The organism is Fictibacillus sp. FJAT-27399 (assembly GCF_001510655.1).
Lineage (GTDB): Bacteria > Bacillota > Bacilli > Bacillales > Fictibacillaceae > Fictibacillus_C > Fictibacillus_C marinisediminis.
Genome location: NZ_LMVC01000009.1, coordinates 1 through 20,928 on the forward strand (window position 1 = coordinate 1; position 20,928 = coordinate 20,928).

The window sequence follows — 20,928 nt, forward strand, 5'->3', positions numbered from 1 at the left end:
CCTAAATCTAATTGGTTTATAGTAGAATTATTCAAAAGACAAAGTCTCCTCTCATGGTTCTGGACAAACCCGAGAGTACTTTGTCTTTTTTTATTTGTCCACTATAAAATGCTTACACATACTTTTATACATCATCGCCAACGCCGCAAGTAAACCCACCAATTCCGCAAGTAACGCTCCCGGACAACAAAGCAGAACCTTCGAAACCGTATCCATTAGCCACAAAATGATGATTTTCAAAGAGAACACGAAAGGATAAAGCCTATACAAACTAATTACTTGTTCTATTTTTCATAAAACCATCGAGGGATCAACCAAATGAGGTGGTCTGCATCTCGCTGCTTAGGGCGTGCTCGGAGCAAAGGAAATTCGATGGTTAGCCATAGCGAAGAGGTCACACCCGTTCCCACACCGAACACGCGTCAATGGTAGTTGGGGGCATGCCCCTGTATAAGTAGGACGTTGCCAGGCACGAATGAAGCACTGTTGGATTATCCAGTGGTGCTTTTTTGTATGTTCTTTTTTATGACAATGATGGGTTTGGCATGTAAAGGCTGAAAAGTCGCACGTAAAGTCTCCATTCCCGCATGTAAACCCTTCAAAGTCGCACGTAAAAAGGCCAAAGCCGCATGTAAACCGTACAAACCCGCAAGTAACGCTCCCAAATCACCCAAGGGCAGGCCGTCTAGATCATTCTTATTCCGCCCCGCAGCCCTCCAATCGTACAAAAAAGGAAATTAAAAAACCTCTCATTAGTCCCTTTTTCAACAAAACCCAAACACCGCACAAAACTTTTAAAATCTAAAACTTCCTTGAGACCAGGCTCTGTAAAGTGTTGTCTGTTTTCGACACTGAAAAGTCTTCAATTGTTACGATTAATCCCAAAAATATCGGGTAATACTGTGATAGAAACAGCTAGTCCCCCAATCATGCGAAAAGTATACATTAGTTGCATAAACCCTGAAAAAGCGTCTATAATATAATTGTATAGTCAAAGATAGTCAAAGTCAGAGGGGAGGGGAGCAGGTTGAAAAATATCTCAGACATCATTGAAGCATATTTAAAGCAGGTCATCGCGGGATCAAATGAGACGTTCATTGAAATCAAGCGTACGGATATTGCTGAAAAGTTCCAGTGTGTCCCTTCCCAAATTAATTATGTCATCAACACCCGTTTTACGGTGGAAAAAGGCTTTGTTGTAGAGAGTAAACGGGGCGGCGGGGGATACATTCGAATCATTAAAGTCAAAACAGAGAATTATGTCGACCTTATTGATCAGCTGCTGCTTCTTATCAATGATCGTATTTCACAAGGAAATGCGGAGAATGTTATTTTGCGGTTGCTTGATGAGCAGATCGTATCCGAACGCGAGGCGAGGATTATGCTAAGCGTGACAGATCGCTCTGTTTTACACGTGTTAGACCTTCCTGAACGTGATCAATTAAGAGCTGAATTATTAAAAGCAATGATTCGGACATTAAAATTTAGAACCAGATAACGATGTATCACATTTATTAATAGGGAGGGGAAAAAAATGTTCTGCCAGGAATGCAATGAGCGGCCTGCCACTTTACATTTTACGAAGATTGTAAACGGCAAGAAAACAGAATTCCATATTTGTGAGCATTGTGCAAAAGAAAAAGGAGAATTCCTTCCGGGGTCGAATACTTTCTCTATTCATCAGCTGCTCTCTGGATTGCTTTATGGAGATCCTTCCATTTCGGGAACGACTTCTCCAGGACTTTCTCAACAGTCGGTCCAGGCTTGCCCTCAGTGCGGCATGACCTACAATCAGTTTGCCAAATCCGGCAGATTTGGCTGCAGCCATTGCTACGAAGTTTTTGATTCGAAGCTGGACCCTATTTTAAAGAGGGTGCATGGCGGGAATACAAGACATGCCGGGAAAATTCCGAAACGGATTGGCAGCGGGCTTCAAGAAAAACGCGAATTGGAAAAATTAAAGCAAGCGATGCAGCAGTATATTTTAAATGAGGAATTTGAGAAAGCGGCAGAGACCCGTGATCAAATTCGGCTTTTGGAAAAGCAAAAGAACCGGGAAAAGGGGGAATAGAGCATGTCACTTGAACATTTTATAAGTGAAGCTATCAGTCCCTGGATGAAAAAAGAAGGACCTGATTCAGATATTGTGTTAAGCAGTAGAATCCGGCTGGCCCGAAACCTCGAAAAATATAATTTTCCAGATCTGGCTTCCAAGGAGGAATCAGAGGCTGTTATTCAGACATTAGCGGGGGCTTGTAAGGAAAATAGCTGCGGGAATTTCGGAGAGTTTGAAATTCTTCATCTCGACCAGCTAAAACCTCTCGCAAAAAGGGTATTGGTAGAGAAGCACTTAATCAGCCCTCATCTTGCAGAACAATCAAAGTTTGGTGCAGTGATGCTTAATCATGATGAGTCTGTGAGCATCATGGTCAATGAAGAAGACCATCTCCGGATCCAGTGCCTTTTTTCGGGTTTCCAGCTGAATGAGGCTTTAACCCTCGCAGCTGAATTGGATGACTGGATCGAACAAAAGGTGGATTATGCGTTTGATGAGGAACGAGGCTACCTGACCAGCTGCCCGACGAATGTTGGAACAGGATTGCGTGCTTCTGTTATGATGCATCTGCCAGCTCTGGTCTTAACGAAACAAATCAGCCGTATTATACCGGCAATCAACCAGCTGGGTCTCGTAGTCCGTGGGATATATGGGGAAGGAACGGAAGCTCAGGGCAATGTTTTTCAAATCTCCAACCAGATAACCCTTGGAAAATCAGAAGAAGATATTGTAGAGGATTTGCGGGGTGTCGTCCTTCAGCTTATTCAGCAAGAGAGAACAGCAAGAAAAACTCTGCAGGACGGTTTGAAAATCCAGCTTGAAGACCGGATCTTCAGGTCGTATGGAGTTCTGGCGAACAGCCGGATCATCCAATCGAAGGAAGCTGCACAGTGCCTATCCGACGTCAGGCTGGGAATAGACCTTGGAATTGTTGAAGGAATTTCCCGATCCATATTAAATGAATTAATGATACTTACAAAACCGGGCTTTTTGCAGCAATATGCCAATGAAATGTTGAATCCTGATGAGCGTGATATCCGTAGGGCAACGCTAATAAGGGAAAGAATCAAACTTGAAGAAGCTTAAAATTTGAATGGGAGTGTGAATGATTATGATGTTTGGTCGATTTACAGAACGAGCTCAAAAGGTACTTGCGCTGGCACAGGAAGAAGCAATCCGTTTAGGCCATAATAATGTTGGCACCGAGCACATTCTGCTTGGCTTGATCCGTGAGGGTGAAGGAATTGCCGCTAAGGCGCTTCACGTTCTTGGTCTTGGACCTGAAAAGATCCAAAAAGAAGTAGAAACCTTAATTGGACGCGGCCAGGAATCCGTGCAAACCATCCATTACACTCCAAGAGCAAAAAAGGTTATTGAACTATCCATGGATGAAGCCCGTAAACTGGGACATTCTTACGTGGGCACGGAGCACATCCTGCTAGGACTGATCCGTGAGGGTGAAGGAGTGGCAGCCCGTGTACTGAATAATCTCGGAGTGAGCTTGAATAAGGCTCGCCAGCAGGTGCTTCAGCTTCTTGGAAGCAATGAGGCATCATCCAATCACCGGGGTTCTTCTACGAACGCGAACACACCGACACTTGACAGCCTTGCAAGAGATCTGACGGCGATTGCGAAGGATGGAAGCCTTGATCCAGTCATCGGCCGTTCTAAAGAGATTCAAAGGGTCATTGAGGTACTGAGCCGCAGAACGAAGAACAACCCAGTCCTCATCGGTGAGCCGGGTGTTGGTAAAACGGCGATTGCAGAAGGTCTTGCTCAGCAGATCATCAATAATGAAGTTCCGGAAACGCTTCGTGATAAAAGGGTCATGACACTCGATATGGGAACGGTCGTTGCCGGTACCAAGTATCGCGGTGAATTTGAAGACCGTCTCAAGAAAGTCATGGATGAGATCCGCCAGGCGGGGAACATCATTCTATTTATCGATGAGCTGCACACATTGATTGGAGCAGGCGGAGCAGAAGGCGCCATCGATGCATCGAATATTCTTAAACCGGCCCTTGCCCGCGGTGAGCTTCAATGTATCGGAGCGACCACACTGGATGAGTACCGAAAATATATTGAAAAGGATGCAGCGCTTGAACGCCGCTTCCAGCCAATCACAGTAAATGAGCCGACAAAAGATGAAAGTACACAGATTTTGCAAGGTCTCCGCGACCGTTATGAAGCGCATCACCGTGTCACCATTACTGATGATGCCATCGAAGCAGCCGTAACGCTGTCTGATCGTTACATTTCCGATCGCTTCCTACCGGATAAAGCGATTGACCTGATCGACGAGGCAGCTTCCAAAGTGAGACTGCGTTCCTATACTGCACCGCCAAACCTAAAAGAGCTTGAACTGAAGCTTGAAGAAGTTCGCAAGGAGAAAGATGCTGCTGTTCAAAGCCAGGAGTTTGAAAAAGCAGCTTCCTTAAGAGATACTGAGCAGCGTCTTCGCGAGGAACTTGAGAAAACGAAGAACGTATGGAAAGAAAAGCAAGGTCAGGAGAATACAGAGGTAACACCAGAGGATATCGCGCAGGTCGTCTCCAGCTGGACCGGCGTTCCAGTCTCCAAACTGGCTGAAGAAGAAACGGAACGCCTGTTGAAGCTGGAAGAGATTCTTCATAACCGTGTCATAGGGCAAAATGAAGCGGTTCAGTCCATCTCAAAAGCGATTCGCAGAGCCCGTGCCGGCTTGAAAGATCCGAAGCGTCCGATCGGTTCGTTCATCTTCTTGGGACCTACTGGAGTAGGTAAAACCGAGCTGGCCCGTGCGGTAGCCGAATCCCTGTTCGGTGATGAGGATGCGATCATCCGCATTGATATGTCTGAGTACATGGAGAAACATACGACTTCACGACTCGTTGGTTCACCTCCAGGCTATGTAGGACATGAGGAAGGCGGACAGCTGACAGAAAAAGTACGACGCAAGCCATACTCTGTTATCCTGCTTGACGAGATCGAAAAAGCGCATCCTGAAGTGTTCAACATTCTGCTTCAAGTGCTTGAAGACGGACGCCTGACAGATTCTAAAGGGCGTACAGTAGACTTCCGCAACACCGTCGTCATCATGACATCCAACGTTGGAGCCAGCACGCTCAAGCGCAACAGCTCTCTAGGGTTTACGGTTCACACGGAAGATCAGCAGTATAATGACATGAAAACGAAAGTGATGGCTGAGCTGAAAAAAGCCTTCCGTCCAGAGTTTTTAAACCGTATTGATGAGATTATTGTCTTCCATGCCCTTGAAAAGACACATCTCAAACAGATCGTTACACTTATGGCCGATTCACTTATCAAACGTTTGAAAGATCAGGGCATCGAGATCGAAATCACTGAAGCGGCACTCGATAAGATCACCGATGAAGGCTATGATCCGGAGTATGGAGCGCGTCCATTGCGCAGAGCCCTTCAGCGTAAGATCGAGGATCGCCTGTCAGAAGAACTGCTAAGAGGAAACATCAGCAAAGGAAACACCGTCAAAATTGATGTGGATAATAATGACTTTGTTGTTGAGACCGTCGGTGCTACATCGTAAATGATGGGATTTGTCCAATTGTATAGAAATAAATACAAAAACCCGGGAGGCAGTCACGTCTTCCGGGTTTTTGTCGAATCATTTTCTGTATTTTATCTAAATTCCAAATGCCCCCATTGGAAAGAGAGCCTGCTTTTTTGATAAGATAAAGACAGCAAGATTAAAAAAAGAGAGAATGGTCCAGCTGCTCCATAGCAGTCTGGAAATAGAGGAGAAATGGATGGCCAAAAACAAGTCTGTTTTTATGTGCCAGGAATGTGGGTATGAATCACCGAAATGGATGGGAAAATGCCCGGGATGCAACAAATGGAACACGATGGTGGAAGAAGTCATCAAGCGTGATACCCAGACAAGAGGCCTGACAACTTCTTCGGCTTCAGGCACCCAGCAAAAGCCCCAATCCATAGTTGATATAAAAAGTGAACAGGAGCCGCGCATCAACACTCATACGATTGAGCTGAACCGGGTGCTCGGCGGAGGGATTGTTCCTGGTTCATTGGTGCTCGTTGGAGGAGATCCTGGAATCGGGAAGTCCACCCTTCTGCTGCAAACCTCGGCAAAACTGGCCCAGCACGGGCAAAAAGTGCTTTATATTTCAGGTGAAGAATCAGTAAAACAGACGAAACTCCGGTCTGACCGGCTGAATATATCGGCGGGAGATCTTTTTGTCCTGTCTGAAACTGACCTTGATCTTATTGAAAAAGCCGTAACAGAAATCAATCCGTCGGTCGTCATCATCGACTCCATACAGACGGTCTACCGTCCGGAGGTCACAAGTGCCCCGGGAAGTGTCTCTCAGGTCCGGGAGTGCACGTCCCATTTTATGAGGATTGCCAAGACGAAAGGGATTGCTATTTTTATCGTCGGACACGTAACGAAGGAAGGTGCGATTGCCGGACCGAGAATGCTTGAGCATATGGTGGATGCGGTGCTTTACTTTGAAGGTGAGCGGCATCACACGTACAGAATCTTGCGTGCAGTCAAAAACCGCTTTGGATCAACCAATGAGATCGGTGTGTTTGAGATGAAGGAGCTTGGGCTGTCAGAAGTCCTCAATCCTTCTGAAATTTTTCTTGAGGAGCGTTCAAAAGGAGTAGCCGGATCGACTGTTGTTGCTTCTTTGGAAGGAACAAGGCCAATGCTTGTAGAAATACAGGCATTAGTATCCCCTACAAGTTTTGGAAATCCGAGAAGGATGGCAACAGGCATCGATCATAACCGAGTCTCATTGCTTATGGCGGTCCTTGAAAAAAGGGTGGGCCTCCTGCTTCAGAATCAGGACGCCTATTTAAACGTCGCCGGCGGTGTGCGTCTGGATGAACCAGCTGTTGATCTGGCCGTTGCCGTAAGCATAGCATCGAGCTTTCGGGATGCTCCTACCCGGCCGACAGATGTTATGATCGGGGAAGTCGGCCTGACAGGAGAAGTGCGGCGGGTTTCAAGAATCGACCAGCGGATTCATGAAGCTGCGAAACTTGGTTTCGAGCGGGCGATTATTCCGGATAAAAACCTCGGGGGATGGACAATCCCTAAAGGAATTGAAGTGATTGGTGTGTCTACTGTTGAAGAGGCATTGCACTATACTTTGGGAGGATAAGGTATGGATCATATACTAAGAGAAGCGATCATCAGCAACATGCTCCAGCTCGTTGCGCCAGGAACACCCCTCAGAGAGGGTATAGACAATGTACTCCGCGCCAATACTGGCGGCCTCATTGTTGTCGGCTATAATGATAAAGTTACACAGCTTGTTGACGGAGGATTCTCCATCAACTGTAAATATTCCCCGGCATCTCTTTATGAGCTCGCTAAGATGGATGGAGCCATCATCCTGAGTGAAGATGCCTCTCGCATCCTATATGCCAATACGCAATTGGTGCCTGACACGTCTATTCCGTCTACCGAAACCGGAATCCGGCACAGGACTGCTGAGCGTGTAGCCCGGCAGACCGGAAATCTTGTTATATCGATATCTCAGAGACGTAATGTCATCACACTCTATCAAGGTGTGATCCGCTATTCATTGAAAGACATCGGTGTCATTTTAACAAAAGCAAACCAGGCCATCCAGACCCTCGAAAAATACAAGGTTGTGTTCGACCAGAGCGTAACAAACCTTGGTGCTCTTGAATTTGAGGAGCTTGTGACATTTCAGGAGGTCTCCCAGGTCATCCACCGTATTGAAATGGTTCTAAGAATAAAGAGCGAAATCATAAAATATGTTAATGAATTGGGTGTAGAGGGAAGATTAATACGGATGCAGATGGAAGAACTTGTATCTAACATAGAAGATGAGGCAGTTCTTTTAATCAAAGATTATGTAAAAGACAGAAAACATGACCCGGCACACATTCTCCGTCAGCTCAAAAAGCTTTCCAGCGACGAGCTGTTTGATGAAAATGTCATTGTGAAACTGCTGGGACACTCCCCTTCTTCCAATGTGCAGGATGAAACCGTTCATCCGCGTGGCTACCGCATCCTTTCAAAGATTCCAAGGCTGCCGACGCTCATTGTGGAAAATTTAATCGGAACATTCGACAGTCTTCCGAGTATTTTGAGAGCTTCTATCAAAGAGCTGGATGAAGTAGAGGGCATCGGAGAAATCCGTGCCAAGAAAATTAAAGACGGCCTGAAACGGATTCAGGAGCAGCTTTTTGTAGACAGGCATATATAAATGGGTAATTTTTATGGAAATTATCAAAAGAGCACGTTTCAAAACAGACAATCTGTAAATAATGGTTAAGGGAGGTGAAATGCATGCTTAAAAGATTTGTACAGCTGTTTTTTGTTGTTGTTGGTGGCATGCTTGGTTTTATCTATGTCCCTGACATTATCCGTATTCTCAATTTGGGTGATCTGCCGTCAGAATTGACTTCATCTTATGCGGGCGCCGTCTTAGGGGCACTTATATTCTTTTTATCTACGTTTTGGGTGACTGATTATATTGTTGGGCTGATCCGGTGGGTGGAAGAAACCGTCGTAAAAGCTCCGGTCACTGATGTTCTTTTTGGAACGATGGGACTTATATTCGGACTTATAGTTGCTTTTTTTGTACAACTTCCTCTTAATAACATCAATATTGTGGTGTTCAGTTCGGTTCTGCCCATATTTCTAACGTTGTTATTAGGCTACCTCGGTTTCCAGGTTGGTTTTAAAAAGCGGGATGAGCTGATTAATCTGTTCTCCATTAACCGCTCAGGAAAAGAACGGAAAAAGGATACGGAAGAAGAAAAGCTTAAAGGAAAATATAAGATTCTAGATACGAGCGTCATCATTGACGGAAGAATCGCGGATATCTGCCAGACCGGTTTCCTTGAAGGCCCGCTCATTATTCCTCGCTTTGTGCTGGAAGAACTTCAGCATATTGCCGACTCGTCCGATGTATTGAAACGGAACAGAGGAAGGCGCGGACTTGATATTCTCAACCGCATCCAAAAGGAACTATCCATCAAAGTGGAGATCTACGAAGGCGACTTTGAAGAAGTGAGCGAAGTGGACAGCAAATTGGTGAAACTCGCCCAGCTTCTGTCCGGTATCGTTGTAACGAATGATTTTAATTTAAACAAAGTATGCGAGCTTCAAAATGTGTTAGTATTGAACATAAATGACCTTGCCAACGCGGTGAAACCGGTCGTATTGCCTGGTGAAGAATTGATCGTGCAGGTGATAAAAGACGGCAAGGAGCATAACCAGGGTGTTGGCTATCTTGATGACGGAACGATGATCGTGGTGGAAGAAGGCCGAAACTATATCGGTAAGACCATCGATGTCCTCGTGACGAGCGTACTGCAGACTTCTGCGGGACGGATGATTTTTGCCAAGCCGAAACTTCTGGAGAAAGCTTTATAATTAACGAGCTTACAAGAGAGCGATGGATTTCTCTGTACGCGGTATAGTGTGGTGGAGAAGGTTGTTGGAATATAGCGTAGTCATTCCTGCTGCAGGCCAGGGAAAAAGGATGAATGCAGGAAAGAACAAACAATGGATCGAACTGAACGGGAGACCGCTCATTGCTCATACACTTTCTGTATTTGAGCAAGATCCGTGGTGCCGGGAAATCATCCTGGCTGTGAATCGGTTAGAACAGGCTCAATTTCAAGAATTGGCTGAAAATGGGCGTTTTCAAAAGATTGCCCGGATTGTTGAAGGCGGGGCAGAACGGCAGCACAGTGTTTTTGAAGGATTAAAAGCAGTGCAGCACACGGACCTGGCACTGATTCATGATGGTGCACGCCCTTTTGTGGAAAGAGAAAACATTCATGAACTTGTGCTGAAAGCGAATGAAACAGGAGCGGCCATTTTGGCTGTTCCTTTAAAAGATACGGTAAAAAAAGCAACAGGCGGAACCGTGAGTGAAACGGTAGACCGTGCGAGCTTGTGGGCTGTCCAGACCCCACAAGCTTTTCGTCTTCCCGTCGTACTGGACGCTCACCGGGTGGCAGCTGAAGCTGATTTTCTCGGAACGGACGATGCGAGCCTCGTAGAAAAAATGAACTACCCTGTATCCATAGTCGAGGGAGATTATTTAAACATTAAATTAACAACGGTGCATGACATACTATTCGCCAATGCCATTTTGGCACAAAGGGAGAGGGAAAAACATGATTCGAGTGGGACAAGGCTATGATGTACACCAGCTCGTCGAAGGGCGCCCTCTGATTATCGGAGGTATCACTATTCCTTATGAAAAGGGGCTGCTCGGCCATTCAGACGCTGATGTTCTGCTTCATGCCGTAACCGACGCGTTGCTCGGAGCAGCGGGTGAAGGCGATATCGGCAAGCATTTTCCGGACACAGATGAGGCTTTTAAAGATGCGGATTCTAAAAAACTGCTTCAGGAGTCGTGGGAATTTGTAAAGAACAAAGGCTATATTCTAGGAAACGTCGATTGCACAATCATTGCGCAAAAGCCAAAGATGGCTCCATACATTGAAGAGATGCGAAGTGTAATCGCCGGGATTTTCGGAGCAGAAACGGACCAGATTAATGTGAAAGCGACAACGACTGAGAAGCTGGGTTTTACAGGCCGCAGTGAAGGGATCGCCGCAAACGCAGTCATCCTTATTACAAAAATATAGACAAAGTGTTACAATGGGAAAAGCAAAAAAAATATCGAGGTGGAATTGAAATGTCAAACGAAGTAAGGGTAAGGTATGCACCAAGCCCAACAGGACATTTACATATAGGGAACGCAAGAACAGCATTGTTTAACTATTTGTTTGCCCGCCACAATAACGGCAAGCTTATCATCCGTATTGAGGATACTGACCAAAAACGAAACATCCAGGGCGGAGTGGAAAGCCAGCTGACGTACTTAAAATGGCTGGGCATCGATTGGGATGAAAGCATAGATGTAGGCGGGGAGTATGGACCGTATACTCAGATGGAGCGCCTGGATATTTACAAAAAACACTATGAGGACTTGTTAGACCGCGGTCTGGCTTATCCTTGCTACTGTACTGAGGAAGAGCTAGAAGCATCACGTGAGGAACAGGTCGCTAAAAATGAAACTCCGCACTATTCAGGCAAATGCCGCCATTTGACGGAGGATGAACGTAAAGCGCTGGAAGCGGAAGGAAGAAAGCCAAGTATTCGTTTTGCTGTGCCGGCAGACCATACGTATGCGTTTGATGATATGGTAAAAGGACATGTTTCGTTTGATTCCAATGGGATTGGCGACTATGTCATCGTGAAAAAAGACGGCATTCCGACTTATAACTTTGCAGTTGCCATAGATGATCACTTGATGAAGATCTCTCACGTATTGCGTGGAGATGATCATATCTCCAATACACCGAAACAGCTTATGGTATATGAAGCGTTTGGCTGGGAGCCGCCAGTGTTTGGCCATATGACGCTCATTTTTAATGAAAACCGCAAGAAACTGAGCAAACGCGATGAGTCCATCATCCAGTTTATTGAACAGTACGAACAGCTGGGATACATTCCTGAAGCTTTGTTCAACTTCATTACCTTGCTTGGCTGGTCTCCGGTTGGAGAAGAAGAGATCTTCACGAAGGAAGAGTTCATTGAAATCTTTGATCCTTCCAGACTGTCAAAAGCACCCGCTATTTTTGACAAGCAGAAGCTGCTTTGGGTAAACAACCAATACATGAAAAAGCAAGACCTTGAAACAGTGATGGAACTTACCCTTCCGCATCTTATTGAAGCAGGAAGGCTCAAAGAGAACATGACTGAGGAAGACCGCGAGTGGGCATCCAGGCTCATCGCCCTCTATCAGGAAAAATTAAGCTATGGCGCTGAGATCGTGGAACAGACAGATGTCTTCTTTAAGGATCAGATTGAATATGAAGAAGAAGCGCTTGAAGTTTTGAAAGGCGAAACGGTTCCTGAAGTCATCGCTGCCTTTAAAGGCCATGTCGAAGCGATCACGGATTTCTCTGCGGAGGAAGTGAAAGCGGCGATTAAAGCGACACAAAAGGAAACGAAGCAAAAAGGGAAAAATCTGTTCATGCCGATTCGCGTGGCGACTACAGGCCAGACGCATGGTCCAGATCTTCCTCAAGCTATCTCATTGTTTGGCAAGGAAGAGATCCTGAAACGCCTGGATAAAACAGCATCCCGCCTATCATAATTTTTTGTCAGGCAAAATTAGTTAACATTTTGCTCCTAATGTAATATATTAAAAGAAATTAATTACAGCGACAGCAAGGATGAGGAGAGTAAGTTTGCCATTTTCCTATCAGAGAGAACCGCCATGGGCTGAGAGCGGTTTATGAAAAGGAAACTGAAATGCACCTCGGAGCCTTTTATCGAACCGATACAGTAGATAAAAGCGGCCCTCCACGTTACGGAGTACAAGGAGAACAGCAAAAATACGGCGTTATATTCCGTTTTTGCTGTTAAACAGAGTGGAACCGCGCAAAAAGCGTCTCTGTGCATACGCACAGTGGCGCTTTTTTTGTTGGAGCGGGCAGAGCAAGGGCCATGGATAAGTTTACTGGCGGAAATGAAGGGTTTACTGTCCGAAAGTGCACATTTACTGTCTAAAATGAAAATTTACTGGCGAAAAGCACACGTTTACCGGCCAAATGGGGATTACGGTAAACTAGCGGTTCGGCAGCTGCAGGAGCTTCAGCTTTTCTCGATCCAGCTTCAGCAGGCAGGGCCTCGGCCGCTTCACACTCCCACCACAACACAAAAAGCGTGTTGCTGTGTAAGTGTTCCACCGTCTTTCGGCCCTAAACGCCTGCTTCAGCTTTTCTAACTAAGGGGGGATTACAATGTGGAAACGCATGAGGGAGGATATACAGGCTGTCTTTGAGAATGATCCGGCAGCGCGCAGCAAGCTGGAGGTGGTTCTTACCTACTCTGGCCTGCATGCAATATGGGCACATCGGCTGGCACATAAGTTATTCAAACGAAACTTTTTGTTTTGGGCCCGCGTCGTTTCGCAGATCAGCCGCTTTTTTACAGGAATTGAGATTCATCCGGGTGCACAGATCGGGCACCGGTTTTTTATAGACCATGGTATGGGTGTGGTCATAGGGGAGACCTGTATTATCGGTAATGATGTTACCTTGTATCAGGGGGTAACACTTGGTGGTACTGGTAAAGAAAAAGGGAAACGCCACCCGACCATTGAGGACCATGCTTTAATTGCGACAGGTGCAAAAGTATTGGGATCCATCACAATTGGGAAACATTCTAAGGTAGGAGCAGGATCTGTTGTTTTGCGGGATGTACCTCCGAATTCGACAGTTGTTGGGATTCCTGGTCGGATTGTTATCCAGGATGGAATGAAAATTGGCAAAGAACTGGATCATTGTAACCTGCCTGATCCGGTGGCCTCTCAGTTCAGAGAGGTTCAGGAAGAGCTGGAACGATTGCAGGAAGAGATTGAACGTTTACGAAAGGGAAGTGAAGTACGATGAGTTTAGTTATTTATAATACGTTGACGCGTCAAAAAGAGGTATTCAAACCTCTCGAAGAAGGGAAAGTAAAGATGTATGTATGCGGACCAACCGTCTACAATTATATTCATATTGGCAACGCGCGTCCGGCCATCGTCTTTGATACCGTAAGACGCTATCTCGAATATCGCGGCTATGATGTAAACTTTATTTCCAACTTTACGGATGTGGATGACAAACTCATTAAGGCGGCAAAAGAGCTTGGTACTGATGTGCCAGCAGTCGCAGAGCGTTTTATCCAATCCTATCATGAAGATGTTTGCGCGTTGGGTGTACAAAAAGCGGATCACCACCCGCGGGTGACCGAAACGATGCCTGAAATCATTGATTTTATCAGCAAGCTGATAGAAAAAGGTTATGCATATGAAGCAAAAGGCGATGTTTATTTTAAAACCCGCTCGTTTGAAGGATACGGCAAGCTTTCTCATCAGTCGATCGATGACCTTCGTTCGGGTGCACGTATCGAAGTGGGGGAAATTAAGAAGGATCCGTTGGATTTCGCATTGTGGAAAGCGGCGAAAGAAGGGGAGATCTTCTGGGAAAGCCCTTGGGGCAATGGACGTCCGGGATGGCATATCGAGTGCTCGGCCATGGCTAAAAAATACCTTGGTGATTCCATTGATATTCATGGCGGCGGCCAGGATCTTACCTTTCCGCATCACGAAAATGAGATTGCTCAGTCTGAAGCCCTGAACGAAGCGCCGATGGCCAAGTATTGGATGCATAACGGCTATATTAATATCAATAACGAAAAAATGTCCAAATCGCTTGGGAATTTTGTTCTCGTCCATGACATGATCAAAGAATATGATCCTCAAGTCATCCGCTTTTTCATAATGGCGGTTCACTACCGAAATCCGATCAATTTCAGTGATGAACTGCTTCAAAGCGCACATGCCAGTTTGAATCGAATCCGTACAGCATACGAGAACTTGAAACACAGACAGGAAGTCAGTGCTGACCTGGCGGAAGATACAGCAGTTTGGGAAGCGAAAGTTTCGCAGTTTAAAAAGGACTTTATTTCTGAGATGGATGATGATTTTAATACAGCCAACGGAATTGCTGTCTTGTTTGACGCGGCTAGGGAAGCTAACGTTTACCTGCAGTCTGAAAACACATCCAAAAGTGTGCTGTCTGATTTTATCACCCTCTTTGAAGAGCTTACCGGGGTACTTGGTTTGACTCTATCGGCAGAAAAAGAACTGCTTGATGAAGAAATTGAAGCACTGATCGAAGAACGCAACAAATCAAGAAAAGACCGTAATTTTGCGAGAGCAGATGAAATTCGTGACCAGCTGAAGGATATGAACATCATCCTGGAGGATACTCCGCAGGGTGTCCGCTGGAAGAGGCAATAAATGAGCAGACAGATTTCGAGTTCGGATATAAAACAACTGAACGGGATGACGCTGGCTTACATGGGAGATGCTGTACTTGAAACATTTGTACGGCATCACCTCATCCATACCGGCCAGGTGAAACCGAACCGGCTTCATACCCTGGCAACCAAATATGTTTCAGCCAAGGCCCAGGCTTCTGTTGTTATTCGCTTGCTTGACGAGAAATTTTTTGACGAAGAGGAAGTTAGTGTCATTATGCGGGGCAGAAACGCAAAGCAAGGTTCCGTGCCCAAAAACACAGATGTACAAACGTACAGGTATGGGACAGGCTTTGAAGCGATTATTGGCTATCATCATCTGCTTGGGAATGAAGAGCGGTTACAGACCATTTTTGAAAAAGTAGTTTCTTTCGTCGAACAGGCGGGAGAGGGAGGAAAAAAATGAGCGAAGAATTTATTATTGGCAGAAACCCTGTACTTGAGGTATTGCGTGCGGGAAGAGACATAAACAAAATATTTGTAGGGGAAGGCTCACAGAAAGGGCCGGTCAGCCAGGTCATTCATATGGCGAAGGAGAACAATGTCATCGTGCAGTTTGTTCCGAAGCGCAAACTCGATCTGCTGAGTGACGGAGGCAATCACCAAGGAGTGATCGCTGCAGTTGCCGCATACGAATATTCAGAGATCGATGATTTATTTAAAAAAGCAGAGGAAAAAGGTGAAGAGCCTTTCTTCATCATCCTTGATGAGATTGAAGATCCCCACAACCTCGGATCCATTATGCGTACGGCAGACGCAGCAGGCGCCCACGGAATTATCATCCCTAAGCGGAGGGCGGTCGGATTGACGGCCGCTGTAGCAAAAGCCTCAACTGGAGCGATCGAATATATTCCGGTCGTGCGTGTGACCAACATCGTACAAACAATGAAAGAGCTTAAGGAGCGCGGCATTTGGTTTGTAGGAGCCGATATGAAAGGAAAGGAAGATTACAGGGAAGCCGGACTTGATATGCCAATCGGACTTGTCATCGGAAGTGAAGGCAAGGGCATGGGCAGGCTGGTTAAAGATACGTGTGACTTTCTTGTACGGCTGCCGATGGAAGGGAAAGTTACTTCTCTCAATGCTTCAGTCGCAGCCGGCCTTTTATTGTATGAGGTTTACCGCAAACGCCATCCGCTGTCATCATAATGGATAATATTTTACTCGTTGATGGCTATAATGTCATAGGCGCCTGGCCTGAACTCCGGTCATTAAAGGATACGGACTTTGCAAAAGCACGCGATATCCTGATTGAAAAAATGGCAGAGTATCAGGCCTTTACAGGCTGCCGGGTCATCATTGTATTCGATGCCCATATGGTAGCTGGAATGGAGAAGAAAGCAAAGAATTACAAGGTTGAAGTGATTTTCACAAGGGAAAACGAAACGGCCGATGAAAGAATCGAGAGGCTGGCTTCAGAGTACAAAAATGTGAATACCCGCATCTTTGTAGCAACCTCCGATTATACGGAGCAATGGGTTGTTTTTGCCAAAGGCGCTTTAAGAAAGTCATCCCGAGAGCTAAAGGTCGAAATGGACGATATAGAGAAAAGAATTGAGCGGAAAGTCAAGAAAGCGAGAGAACGAAACTTTTCCAGCATCTCCCTGTCCGAGGAAGTAGCTGAAATATTCGAAAAATGGCGAAGAGGTCAAAAATAAACAATCTTGACGCTTTTTCATGACATGCTGTATAATATTGTTATATTTTGCCTTGCATTCAGGCTCTGACGGGGGGATTGTCGTGAGCATTTACCTCAAAGAAATGACGGTTCTGGATTATGAACAGATTGAAGATGAAAGTCTGGTTGAACATGTCCATGAAGGAGACAGTGCTGCACTGGAATTTTTAATTAACAAGTATAAAAATTTCGTGCGCGCAAAAGCTAGATCCTACTTTTTAATCGGAGCTGACCGGGAGGATATTATCCAGGAAGGCATGATTGGCCTTTATAAGGCAATCAGGGATTATAAAGAGGACAAGCTTTCATCCTTTAAGGCTTTTGCCGAACTGTGCATCACGCGGCAAATGATAACGGCTATTAAGACAGCCACAAGGCAGAAACATATTCCGCTCAATTCCTATGTATCATTGGACAAGCCGATCTATGATGAAGAATCGGACAGGACGCTGATGGATGTAATTTGCGGGACGAAGGTTACCGATCCGGAAGAGTTGATCATTAACCAGGAAGAGTTTGATGATATTGAACTGAAAATGGGAGAGATATTGAGTGATCTCGAGCGTAAAGTGCTGATGCTCTACCTGGACGGAAGATCGTATCAGGAAATTTCGATCGATCTGGACAGGCATGTGAAATCGATCGACAATGCATTGCAGCGGGTGAAGAGGAAGCTCGAACGATATCTTGAGTTAAGAGAAATAACGTTATAAGCAGGGATCCCCCTGCTTTTCTTTTTTTATTTCAATAAAGTTTTCCGGAACGCGAAAGGGCACGATCTTCTCTCATGAGCCGTTCCGACCTTTATTGACAAGCCTTTTGGGCTGTGATAATGTGGTAAAAGTAGTATAGATATTGTGGATGAGTGGGTCTTAACAGCACAGAAGGTGTTATTATGCGAAAAAAAGTTATTTTAGCCTGCGGTCAATGCAACAGCCGAAATTATACCACCATGAAAAACCAGGCGGAAAATCCTGAACGTATCGAGGTTAAAAAGTTCTGCAGTCATTGCAATGCGCACACTACCCACAAAGAAACGAAATAAAAGGCCGGCTAGCCGGCTGTTTTCAAAGTAAGAAAGGTAAGACTGTGAGGAATTCGGCAGGGCTATGTCTAGCTGCAGCGCCCAAGGACGAAAACTAACTTCTTTTTTCGTCACTGGTCCTCGAAGGACGACATTTGAAACTATCTCGTCCCAGATCGCTTGCGCTTTTCTTACTCATATATCAATCAGGTAATGGGGGTAACATGATGGCTGACATTGCTGAAAAAACAAGGAAATCACCTGCAAAGTTTTTATCCGATGTTAAGAAGGAAATGAAAAAGGTAAGCTGGCCGAAACGTGATGAGCTGATCCGCTATACAACTATAACGGTCGTAACAGTGGTTTTGATGGCAATCTTTTTCTGGGCAGTTGATCTTGGTATTTCGAAGCTTATTGAACTCATTTTAGACTAGTTTGATTATATAGAAACATAACTGGATACAATGCTAGAGTATATCCGCTTAGGAGGGAAAGGACACGGGTTGTCCCGATGAATATGGAAAAAAACTGGTATGTCGTTCATACTTATTCAGGGTATGAAAACAAAGTGAAAACGAACCTGGAAAAGCGCGTGGAATCAATGGGAATGTCGGACAAGATCTTCCGTGTACTGGTTCCTGTTGAAGAAGAAACAGAAATCAAGAACGGCAAAACAAAAACCGCTATGAAAAAGGTGTTTCCTGGATATGTTTTGACTGAAATGGTCATGACGGATGATTCATGGTATGTGGTTCGAAATACGCCGGGTGTTACAGGATTCGTCGGATCTGCAGGAGCGGGTTCAAAACCGACTCCGCTCTTGCCTGAAGAGGTTGAACACATTCTTAAAGGCATGGGCATGGAAGAGCCTCGCATCGAAGTGGATTATGAGCTGAAGGAAGCGGTCAAAGTTAAAGAAGGACCGTTTGCTGACTTTGTCGGTACCATCGAAGAAATCGATCCGACAAAACGAAAACTCAAAGTTCACGTGAATATGTTTGGCCGAGAAACCCCGGTTGAATTAGATTTCAACCAGGTCGTCAAGCTTTAATTTTTGAAGTAATTTCAAAAACACTTGAAATCCAACTTTAAAAGTGATAGACTTTTTAATGTTTGATATTTCTAAACAACTGCTTTCTCCTAAGCAAGGGGGAAGCGTATTTTTGAGTGGGAGGGTATATCATACCCATATACCACATCACGGACTTAAGGAGGTGTGTCGCGTGGCTAAAAAGGTTATTAAAATGGTAAAGCTTCAGATCCCTGCTGGCAAAGCAAATCCGGCACCACCGGTTGGACCTGCACTAGGACAAGCTGGTGTTAACATCATGGGATTCTGTAAAGAGTTTAACGCTCGTACTGCTGATCAAGCTGGTTTAATCATTCCGGTTGAAATCACGGTTTTTGAAGACCGTTCATTTACATTCATCACTAAAACTCCTCCGGCTGCTGTTCTACTTAAAGTAGCTGCTGGAATCGAGTCTGGTTCAGGTGAGCCGAACAAGAAAAAAGTTGCAACTGTAAAACGTGATAAAGTTCGCGAAATTGCAGAATCAAAAATGCCTGACCTAAACGCTGCAAATGTTGAATCTGCAATGCGTATGGTTGAAGGTACAGCACGCAGCATGGGAATTGTTATCGAAGACTAATTCTAATGCTTCCAAAGGGTTGCGAGTAAAGGAGACATCCTACCGGTAACGGTTCGCAACCTTTATTAATGGAACCAAAGCCGGACGGAACGCGCGATAATCATCGGCGTTCCCAAAAAGGCATGGCGGCCTCAAAATCTCGAGAGACCGCTTAAGTGGGAGGAATATCCGCTAAACCACATAAGGGAGGAAATTTTTACAATGGCTAAAAAAGGAAAGAAATACCAAGAAGCGGCTAAATTAGTAGACCGCCAAAAATCTTATGAAGCTTCTGAAGCAATCGAGCTTGTTAAAAAGACTGCGACAGCTAAGTTTGATGAGTCTGTAGAAGTAGCAGTACGTCTTGGAGTAGATCCTAAGAAAGCGGACCAACAAGTTCGTGGCGCTGTAGTACTTCCGCACGGAACTGGCAAAACTCAACGTGTGCTAGTATTTGCTAAAGGCGAAAAAGCGAAAGAAGCAGAAGCTGCTGGAGCAGATTTCGTAGGCGATACTGACTACATCAACAAAATCCAACAAGGTTGGTTTGATTTTGATGTAATCGTAGCAACACCAGACATGATGGCTGAAGTTGGCCGTCTTGGACGCGTATTAGGGCCAAAAGGTTTAATGCCTAACCCTAAAACTGGTACAGTTACATTTGAAGTTGAAAAAGCGGTTAACGATATTAAAGCTGGTAAAGTAGAATATCGTGTAGATAAAGCTGGAAACATTCACGTGCCGATCGGTAAAGTTTCTTTCGACAACGACAAGTTGACTGAGAACCTTGGTACAATCATCGACACATTGCTTAAAGTGAAACCAGCTGCTGCGAAAGGGACTTATGTTCGTAACGTAGCAATCTCTTCTACAATGGGACCTGGAATCAAAATTAACCCATCTAACTTTTCTCTTAAAAAATAGTTGACACACATTAATTAGACTGTTATAGTTGTTAATGTTGTAAATAAATATCTATGTCATGCCGTAGACAGCGGGGGCTTAATGCTTAATTATCCTGCCGAGGTGTGTAGCACAGAATAAATCAATTATTGATTGCTTAATTTCTGACACTACGCCTTCATGTCTAACATGAAGGCTTTTCTTATGGCTACGGTATGAAGATGACTAGACTATTCTACAGGAGGTGTAAGGATGAGCAGTATTCTTGAAACTAAGAAGCAATTGGTTTCTGATATCGCTGGACAATTGCGTGAGAGCAAATCAACAATTCTTGTTGACTATCGCGGTTTGACTGTAGCGGCAGTAACTGAGCTTCGTAAACAACTTCGTGATGCTGGGATCGAGTTTAAAGTATACAAAAACTCAATGGCTCGACGTGCAGCTGACGAAACTGGCTTATCTGAGCTTAATGAGCATTTGGTTGGTCCTACAGCGATTGCGTTCAGCAATGACGATGTAGTAGCTCCAGCTAAAATTCTTAACAACTTTGCTAAGGAAAATGATGCTCTTGAGATCAAAGCAGGTGTAATTGAAGGCCGTATCGCATCGGTTGAGGAAGTTAAAGCTCTTGCAGATCTTCCATCACGTGAAGGACTTCTTTCTATGTTACTCAGCGTGCTTCAAGCGCCAATTCGCAACTTTGCGTTGGTTACTAAAGCAGTTGCTGAACAAAAGGAAGAACAAGGCGCATAAGCTTTGCGTTTTAACTGATTTATAGATTTA

General features: G+C 45.0%; 23 protein-coding genes and 2 other annotated features. Of the genes, 22 read left to right on the top strand and 1 reads right to left on the bottom strand.

What is annotated here, in order from left to right:
* Positions 1–1,027 precede the first annotated feature (1,027 nt).
* The 10 genes from AR335_RS21925 (at position 1,028) to gltX (ending at position 12,195) form a co-directional block, all read left to right on the top strand.
* A complete protein-coding gene (locus AR335_RS21925) occupies positions 1,028–1,498 on the top strand; it encodes a CtsR family transcriptional regulator (RefSeq protein WP_053356229.1) in 471 nt (156 codons plus the stop codon).
* Positions 1,499–1,534: 36 nt separating this feature from the next.
* On the top strand, positions 1,535–2,071 hold the full coding sequence (locus tag AR335_RS21930) for a UvrB/UvrC motif-containing protein (RefSeq protein WP_062240182.1): 537 nt from the start codon (positions 1,535–1,537) through the stop codon (positions 2,069–2,071).
* A 3-nt stretch (positions 2,072–2,074) separates the two neighbouring features.
* The gene (locus AR335_RS21935; protein ID WP_062240186.1) at positions 2,075–3,142 is read left to right on the top strand and encodes a protein arginine kinase; all 1,068 of its coding nucleotides are present in this window, start codon (positions 2,075–2,077) and stop codon (positions 3,140–3,142) included.
* Between the two features lie 25 nt (positions 3,143–3,167).
* Entirely contained in the window at positions 3,168–5,600 is a 2,433-nt protein-coding gene (gene clpC, locus AR335_RS21940; protein WP_053356226.1) for an ATP-dependent protease ATP-binding subunit ClpC, read from the top strand.
* A 220-nt stretch (positions 5,601–5,820) separates the two neighbouring features.
* On the top strand, positions 5,821–7,197 hold the full coding sequence (radA, locus tag AR335_RS21945) for a DNA repair protein RadA (protein WP_062240189.1): 1,377 nt from the start codon (positions 5,821–5,823) through the stop codon (positions 7,195–7,197).
* Positions 7,198–7,200: 3 nt separating this feature from the next.
* Positions 7,201–8,274, top strand: a complete 1,074-nt coding sequence (gene disA / locus AR335_RS21950) for a DNA integrity scanning diadenylate cyclase DisA (RefSeq protein WP_062240191.1) — start codon at positions 7,201–7,203, stop codon at positions 8,272–8,274.
* Between the two features lie 83 nt (positions 8,275–8,357).
* Entirely contained in the window at positions 8,358–9,449 is a 1,092-nt protein-coding gene (locus tag AR335_RS21955) for a PIN/TRAM domain-containing protein (protein ID WP_053356223.1), read from the top strand.
* Between the two features lie 64 nt (positions 9,450–9,513).
* Complete coding sequence (gene ispD, locus AR335_RS21960) at positions 9,514–10,227, top strand: 2-C-methyl-D-erythritol 4-phosphate cytidylyltransferase (RefSeq protein ID WP_062240194.1); 714 nt, start codon at positions 9,514–9,516, stop codon at positions 10,225–10,227.
* Entirely contained in the window at positions 10,202–10,678 is a 477-nt protein-coding gene (gene ispF, locus AR335_RS21965; protein ID WP_062240197.1) for a 2-C-methyl-D-erythritol 2,4-cyclodiphosphate synthase, read from the top strand. Before ispD ends, ispF begins: the two co-directional genes overlap by 26 nt.
* Before the next feature lie 50 nt (positions 10,679–10,728).
* Positions 10,729–12,195: a glutamate--tRNA ligase gene (gene gltX, locus AR335_RS21970; protein ID WP_062240199.1), complete on the top strand. Its 1,467-nt coding sequence runs from the start codon at positions 10,729–10,731 to the stop codon at positions 12,193–12,195.
* Positions 12,196–12,262: 67 nt separating this feature from the next.
* Positions 12,263–12,500, top strand: a binding site (T-box leader).
* Positions 12,501–12,607: 107 nt separating this feature from the next.
* Here gltX and AR335_RS24595 read toward each other — a convergent pair.
* Entirely contained in the window at positions 12,608–12,790 is a 183-nt protein-coding gene (locus AR335_RS24595; protein WP_156419134.1) for a hypothetical protein, read from the bottom strand.
* Positions 12,791–12,844: 54 nt separating this feature from the next.
* On the opposite strand from AR335_RS24595, the gene epsC reads away from it, so the two are divergent.
* The 12 genes from epsC to rplJ all read left to right on the top strand — a co-directional run bounded on the left by epsC (position 12,845) and on the right by rplJ (position 20,898).
* Complete coding sequence (epsC, locus tag AR335_RS21980; RefSeq protein WP_053356219.1) at positions 12,845–13,495, top strand: serine O-acetyltransferase EpsC; 651 nt, start codon at positions 12,845–12,847, stop codon at positions 13,493–13,495.
* Positions 13,492–14,892 carry a cysteine--tRNA ligase gene (gene cysS, locus AR335_RS21985; protein ID WP_062240204.1) on the top strand — a complete coding sequence of 467 codons (1,401 nt, stop codon included), beginning with the start codon at positions 13,492–13,494 and terminating at the stop codon, positions 14,890–14,892. The genes epsC and cysS overlap by 4 nt, the downstream gene beginning before the upstream one ends.
* Complete coding sequence (locus tag AR335_RS21990; protein WP_062240207.1) at positions 14,893–15,318, top strand: Mini-ribonuclease 3; 426 nt, start codon at positions 14,893–14,895, stop codon at positions 15,316–15,318.
* A complete protein-coding gene (gene rlmB, locus AR335_RS21995) occupies positions 15,315–16,061 on the top strand; it encodes a 23S rRNA (guanosine(2251)-2'-O)-methyltransferase RlmB (RefSeq protein ID WP_062240208.1) in 747 nt (248 codons plus the stop codon). Before AR335_RS21990 ends, rlmB begins: the two co-directional genes overlap by 4 nt.
* Positions 16,061–16,570 (top strand): NYN domain-containing protein, encoded by a 510-nt coding sequence (locus tag AR335_RS22000; RefSeq protein ID WP_053356215.1) that lies wholly within the window; start codon positions 16,061–16,063, stop codon positions 16,568–16,570. Before rlmB ends, AR335_RS22000 begins: the two co-directional genes overlap by 1 nt.
* An 82-nt stretch (positions 16,571–16,652) precedes the next feature.
* Positions 16,653–17,303 (top strand): RNA polymerase sporulation sigma factor SigH, encoded by a 651-nt coding sequence (gene sigH / locus AR335_RS22005; RefSeq protein WP_053356214.1) that lies wholly within the window; start codon positions 16,653–16,655, stop codon positions 17,301–17,303.
* 182 nt (positions 17,304–17,485) lie between these two features.
* Positions 17,486–17,635, top strand: a complete 150-nt coding sequence (gene rpmG / locus AR335_RS22010; RefSeq protein WP_062240211.1) for a 50S ribosomal protein L33 — start codon at positions 17,486–17,488, stop codon at positions 17,633–17,635.
* Positions 17,636–17,841: 206 nt separating this feature from the next.
* Complete coding sequence (gene secE, locus AR335_RS22015) at positions 17,842–18,048, top strand: preprotein translocase subunit SecE (RefSeq protein WP_053356212.1); 207 nt, start codon at positions 17,842–17,844, stop codon at positions 18,046–18,048.
* Between the two features lie 83 nt (positions 18,049–18,131).
* Positions 18,132–18,665, top strand: a complete 534-nt coding sequence (nusG, locus tag AR335_RS22020) for a transcription termination/antitermination protein NusG (protein ID WP_053356211.1) — start codon at positions 18,132–18,134, stop codon at positions 18,663–18,665.
* 172 nt (positions 18,666–18,837) lie between these two features.
* Positions 18,838–19,263: a 50S ribosomal protein L11 gene (gene rplK / locus AR335_RS22025; protein WP_053356210.1), complete on the top strand. Its 426-nt coding sequence runs from the start codon at positions 18,838–18,840 to the stop codon at positions 19,261–19,263.
* A gap of 201 nt (positions 19,264–19,464) precedes the next feature.
* Positions 19,465–20,166 (top strand): 50S ribosomal protein L1, encoded by a 702-nt coding sequence (gene rplA, locus AR335_RS22030; protein ID WP_062240214.1) that lies wholly within the window; start codon positions 19,465–19,467, stop codon positions 20,164–20,166.
* A 43-nt stretch (positions 20,167–20,209) separates the two neighbouring features.
* Positions 20,210–20,357 (top strand) — a sequence feature (ribosomal protein L10 leader region).
* Positions 20,358–20,397: 40 nt separating this feature from the next.
* Complete coding sequence (gene rplJ / locus AR335_RS22035; protein WP_062240216.1) at positions 20,398–20,898, top strand: 50S ribosomal protein L10; 501 nt, start codon at positions 20,398–20,400, stop codon at positions 20,896–20,898.
* Positions 20,899–20,928: the final 30 nt, after the last annotated feature.

What these genes read in the sequence shown, in the direction of transcription:
- AR335_RS21930 (WP_062240182.1), top strand. Translation starts at nt 1,535, where the DNA reads ATGTTCTGCCAGGAATGCAATGAGCGGCCTGCCACTTTACATTTTACG.
- AR335_RS21935 (WP_062240186.1), top strand. Translation starts at nt 2,075, where the DNA reads ATGTCACTTGAACATTTTATAAGTGAAGCTATCAGTCCCTGGATGAAA.
- clpC (WP_053356226.1), top strand. Translation starts at nt 3,168, where the DNA reads ATGATGTTTGGTCGATTTACAGAACGAGCTCAAAAGGTACTTGCGCTG.
- radA (WP_062240189.1), top strand. Translation starts at nt 5,821, where the DNA reads ATGGCCAAAAACAAGTCTGTTTTTATGTGCCAGGAATGTGGGTATGAA.
- disA (WP_062240191.1), top strand. Translation starts at nt 7,201, where the DNA reads ATGGATCATATACTAAGAGAAGCGATCATCAGCAACATGCTCCAGCTC.
- AR335_RS21955 (WP_053356223.1), top strand. Translation starts at nt 8,358, where the DNA reads ATGCTTAAAAGATTTGTACAGCTGTTTTTTGTTGTTGTTGGTGGCATG.
- ispF (WP_062240197.1), top strand. Translation starts at nt 10,202, where the DNA reads ATGATTCGAGTGGGACAAGGCTATGATGTACACCAGCTCGTCGAAGGG.
- gltX (WP_062240199.1), top strand. Translation starts at nt 10,729, where the DNA reads ATGTCAAACGAAGTAAGGGTAAGGTATGCACCAAGCCCAACAGGACAT.
- epsC (WP_053356219.1), top strand. Translation starts at nt 12,845, where the DNA reads ATGTGGAAACGCATGAGGGAGGATATACAGGCTGTCTTTGAGAATGAT.
- cysS (WP_062240204.1), top strand. Translation starts at nt 13,492, where the DNA reads ATGAGTTTAGTTATTTATAATACGTTGACGCGTCAAAAAGAGGTATTC.
- AR335_RS21990 (WP_062240207.1), top strand. Translation starts at nt 14,893, where the DNA reads ATGAGCAGACAGATTTCGAGTTCGGATATAAAACAACTGAACGGGATG.
- rlmB (WP_062240208.1), top strand. Translation starts at nt 15,315, where the DNA reads ATGAGCGAAGAATTTATTATTGGCAGAAACCCTGTACTTGAGGTATTG.
- AR335_RS22000 (WP_053356215.1), top strand. Translation starts at nt 16,061, where the DNA reads ATGGATAATATTTTACTCGTTGATGGCTATAATGTCATAGGCGCCTGG.
- rpmG (WP_062240211.1), top strand. Translation starts at nt 17,486, where the DNA reads ATGCGAAAAAAAGTTATTTTAGCCTGCGGTCAATGCAACAGCCGAAAT.
- secE (WP_053356212.1), top strand. Translation starts at nt 17,842, where the DNA reads ATGGCTGACATTGCTGAAAAAACAAGGAAATCACCTGCAAAGTTTTTA.
- nusG (WP_053356211.1), top strand. Translation starts at nt 18,132, where the DNA reads ATGGAAAAAAACTGGTATGTCGTTCATACTTATTCAGGGTATGAAAAC.
- rplA (WP_062240214.1), top strand. Translation starts at nt 19,465, where the DNA reads ATGGCTAAAAAAGGAAAGAAATACCAAGAAGCGGCTAAATTAGTAGAC.
- rplJ (WP_062240216.1), top strand. Translation starts at nt 20,398, where the DNA reads ATGAGCAGTATTCTTGAAACTAAGAAGCAATTGGTTTCTGATATCGCT.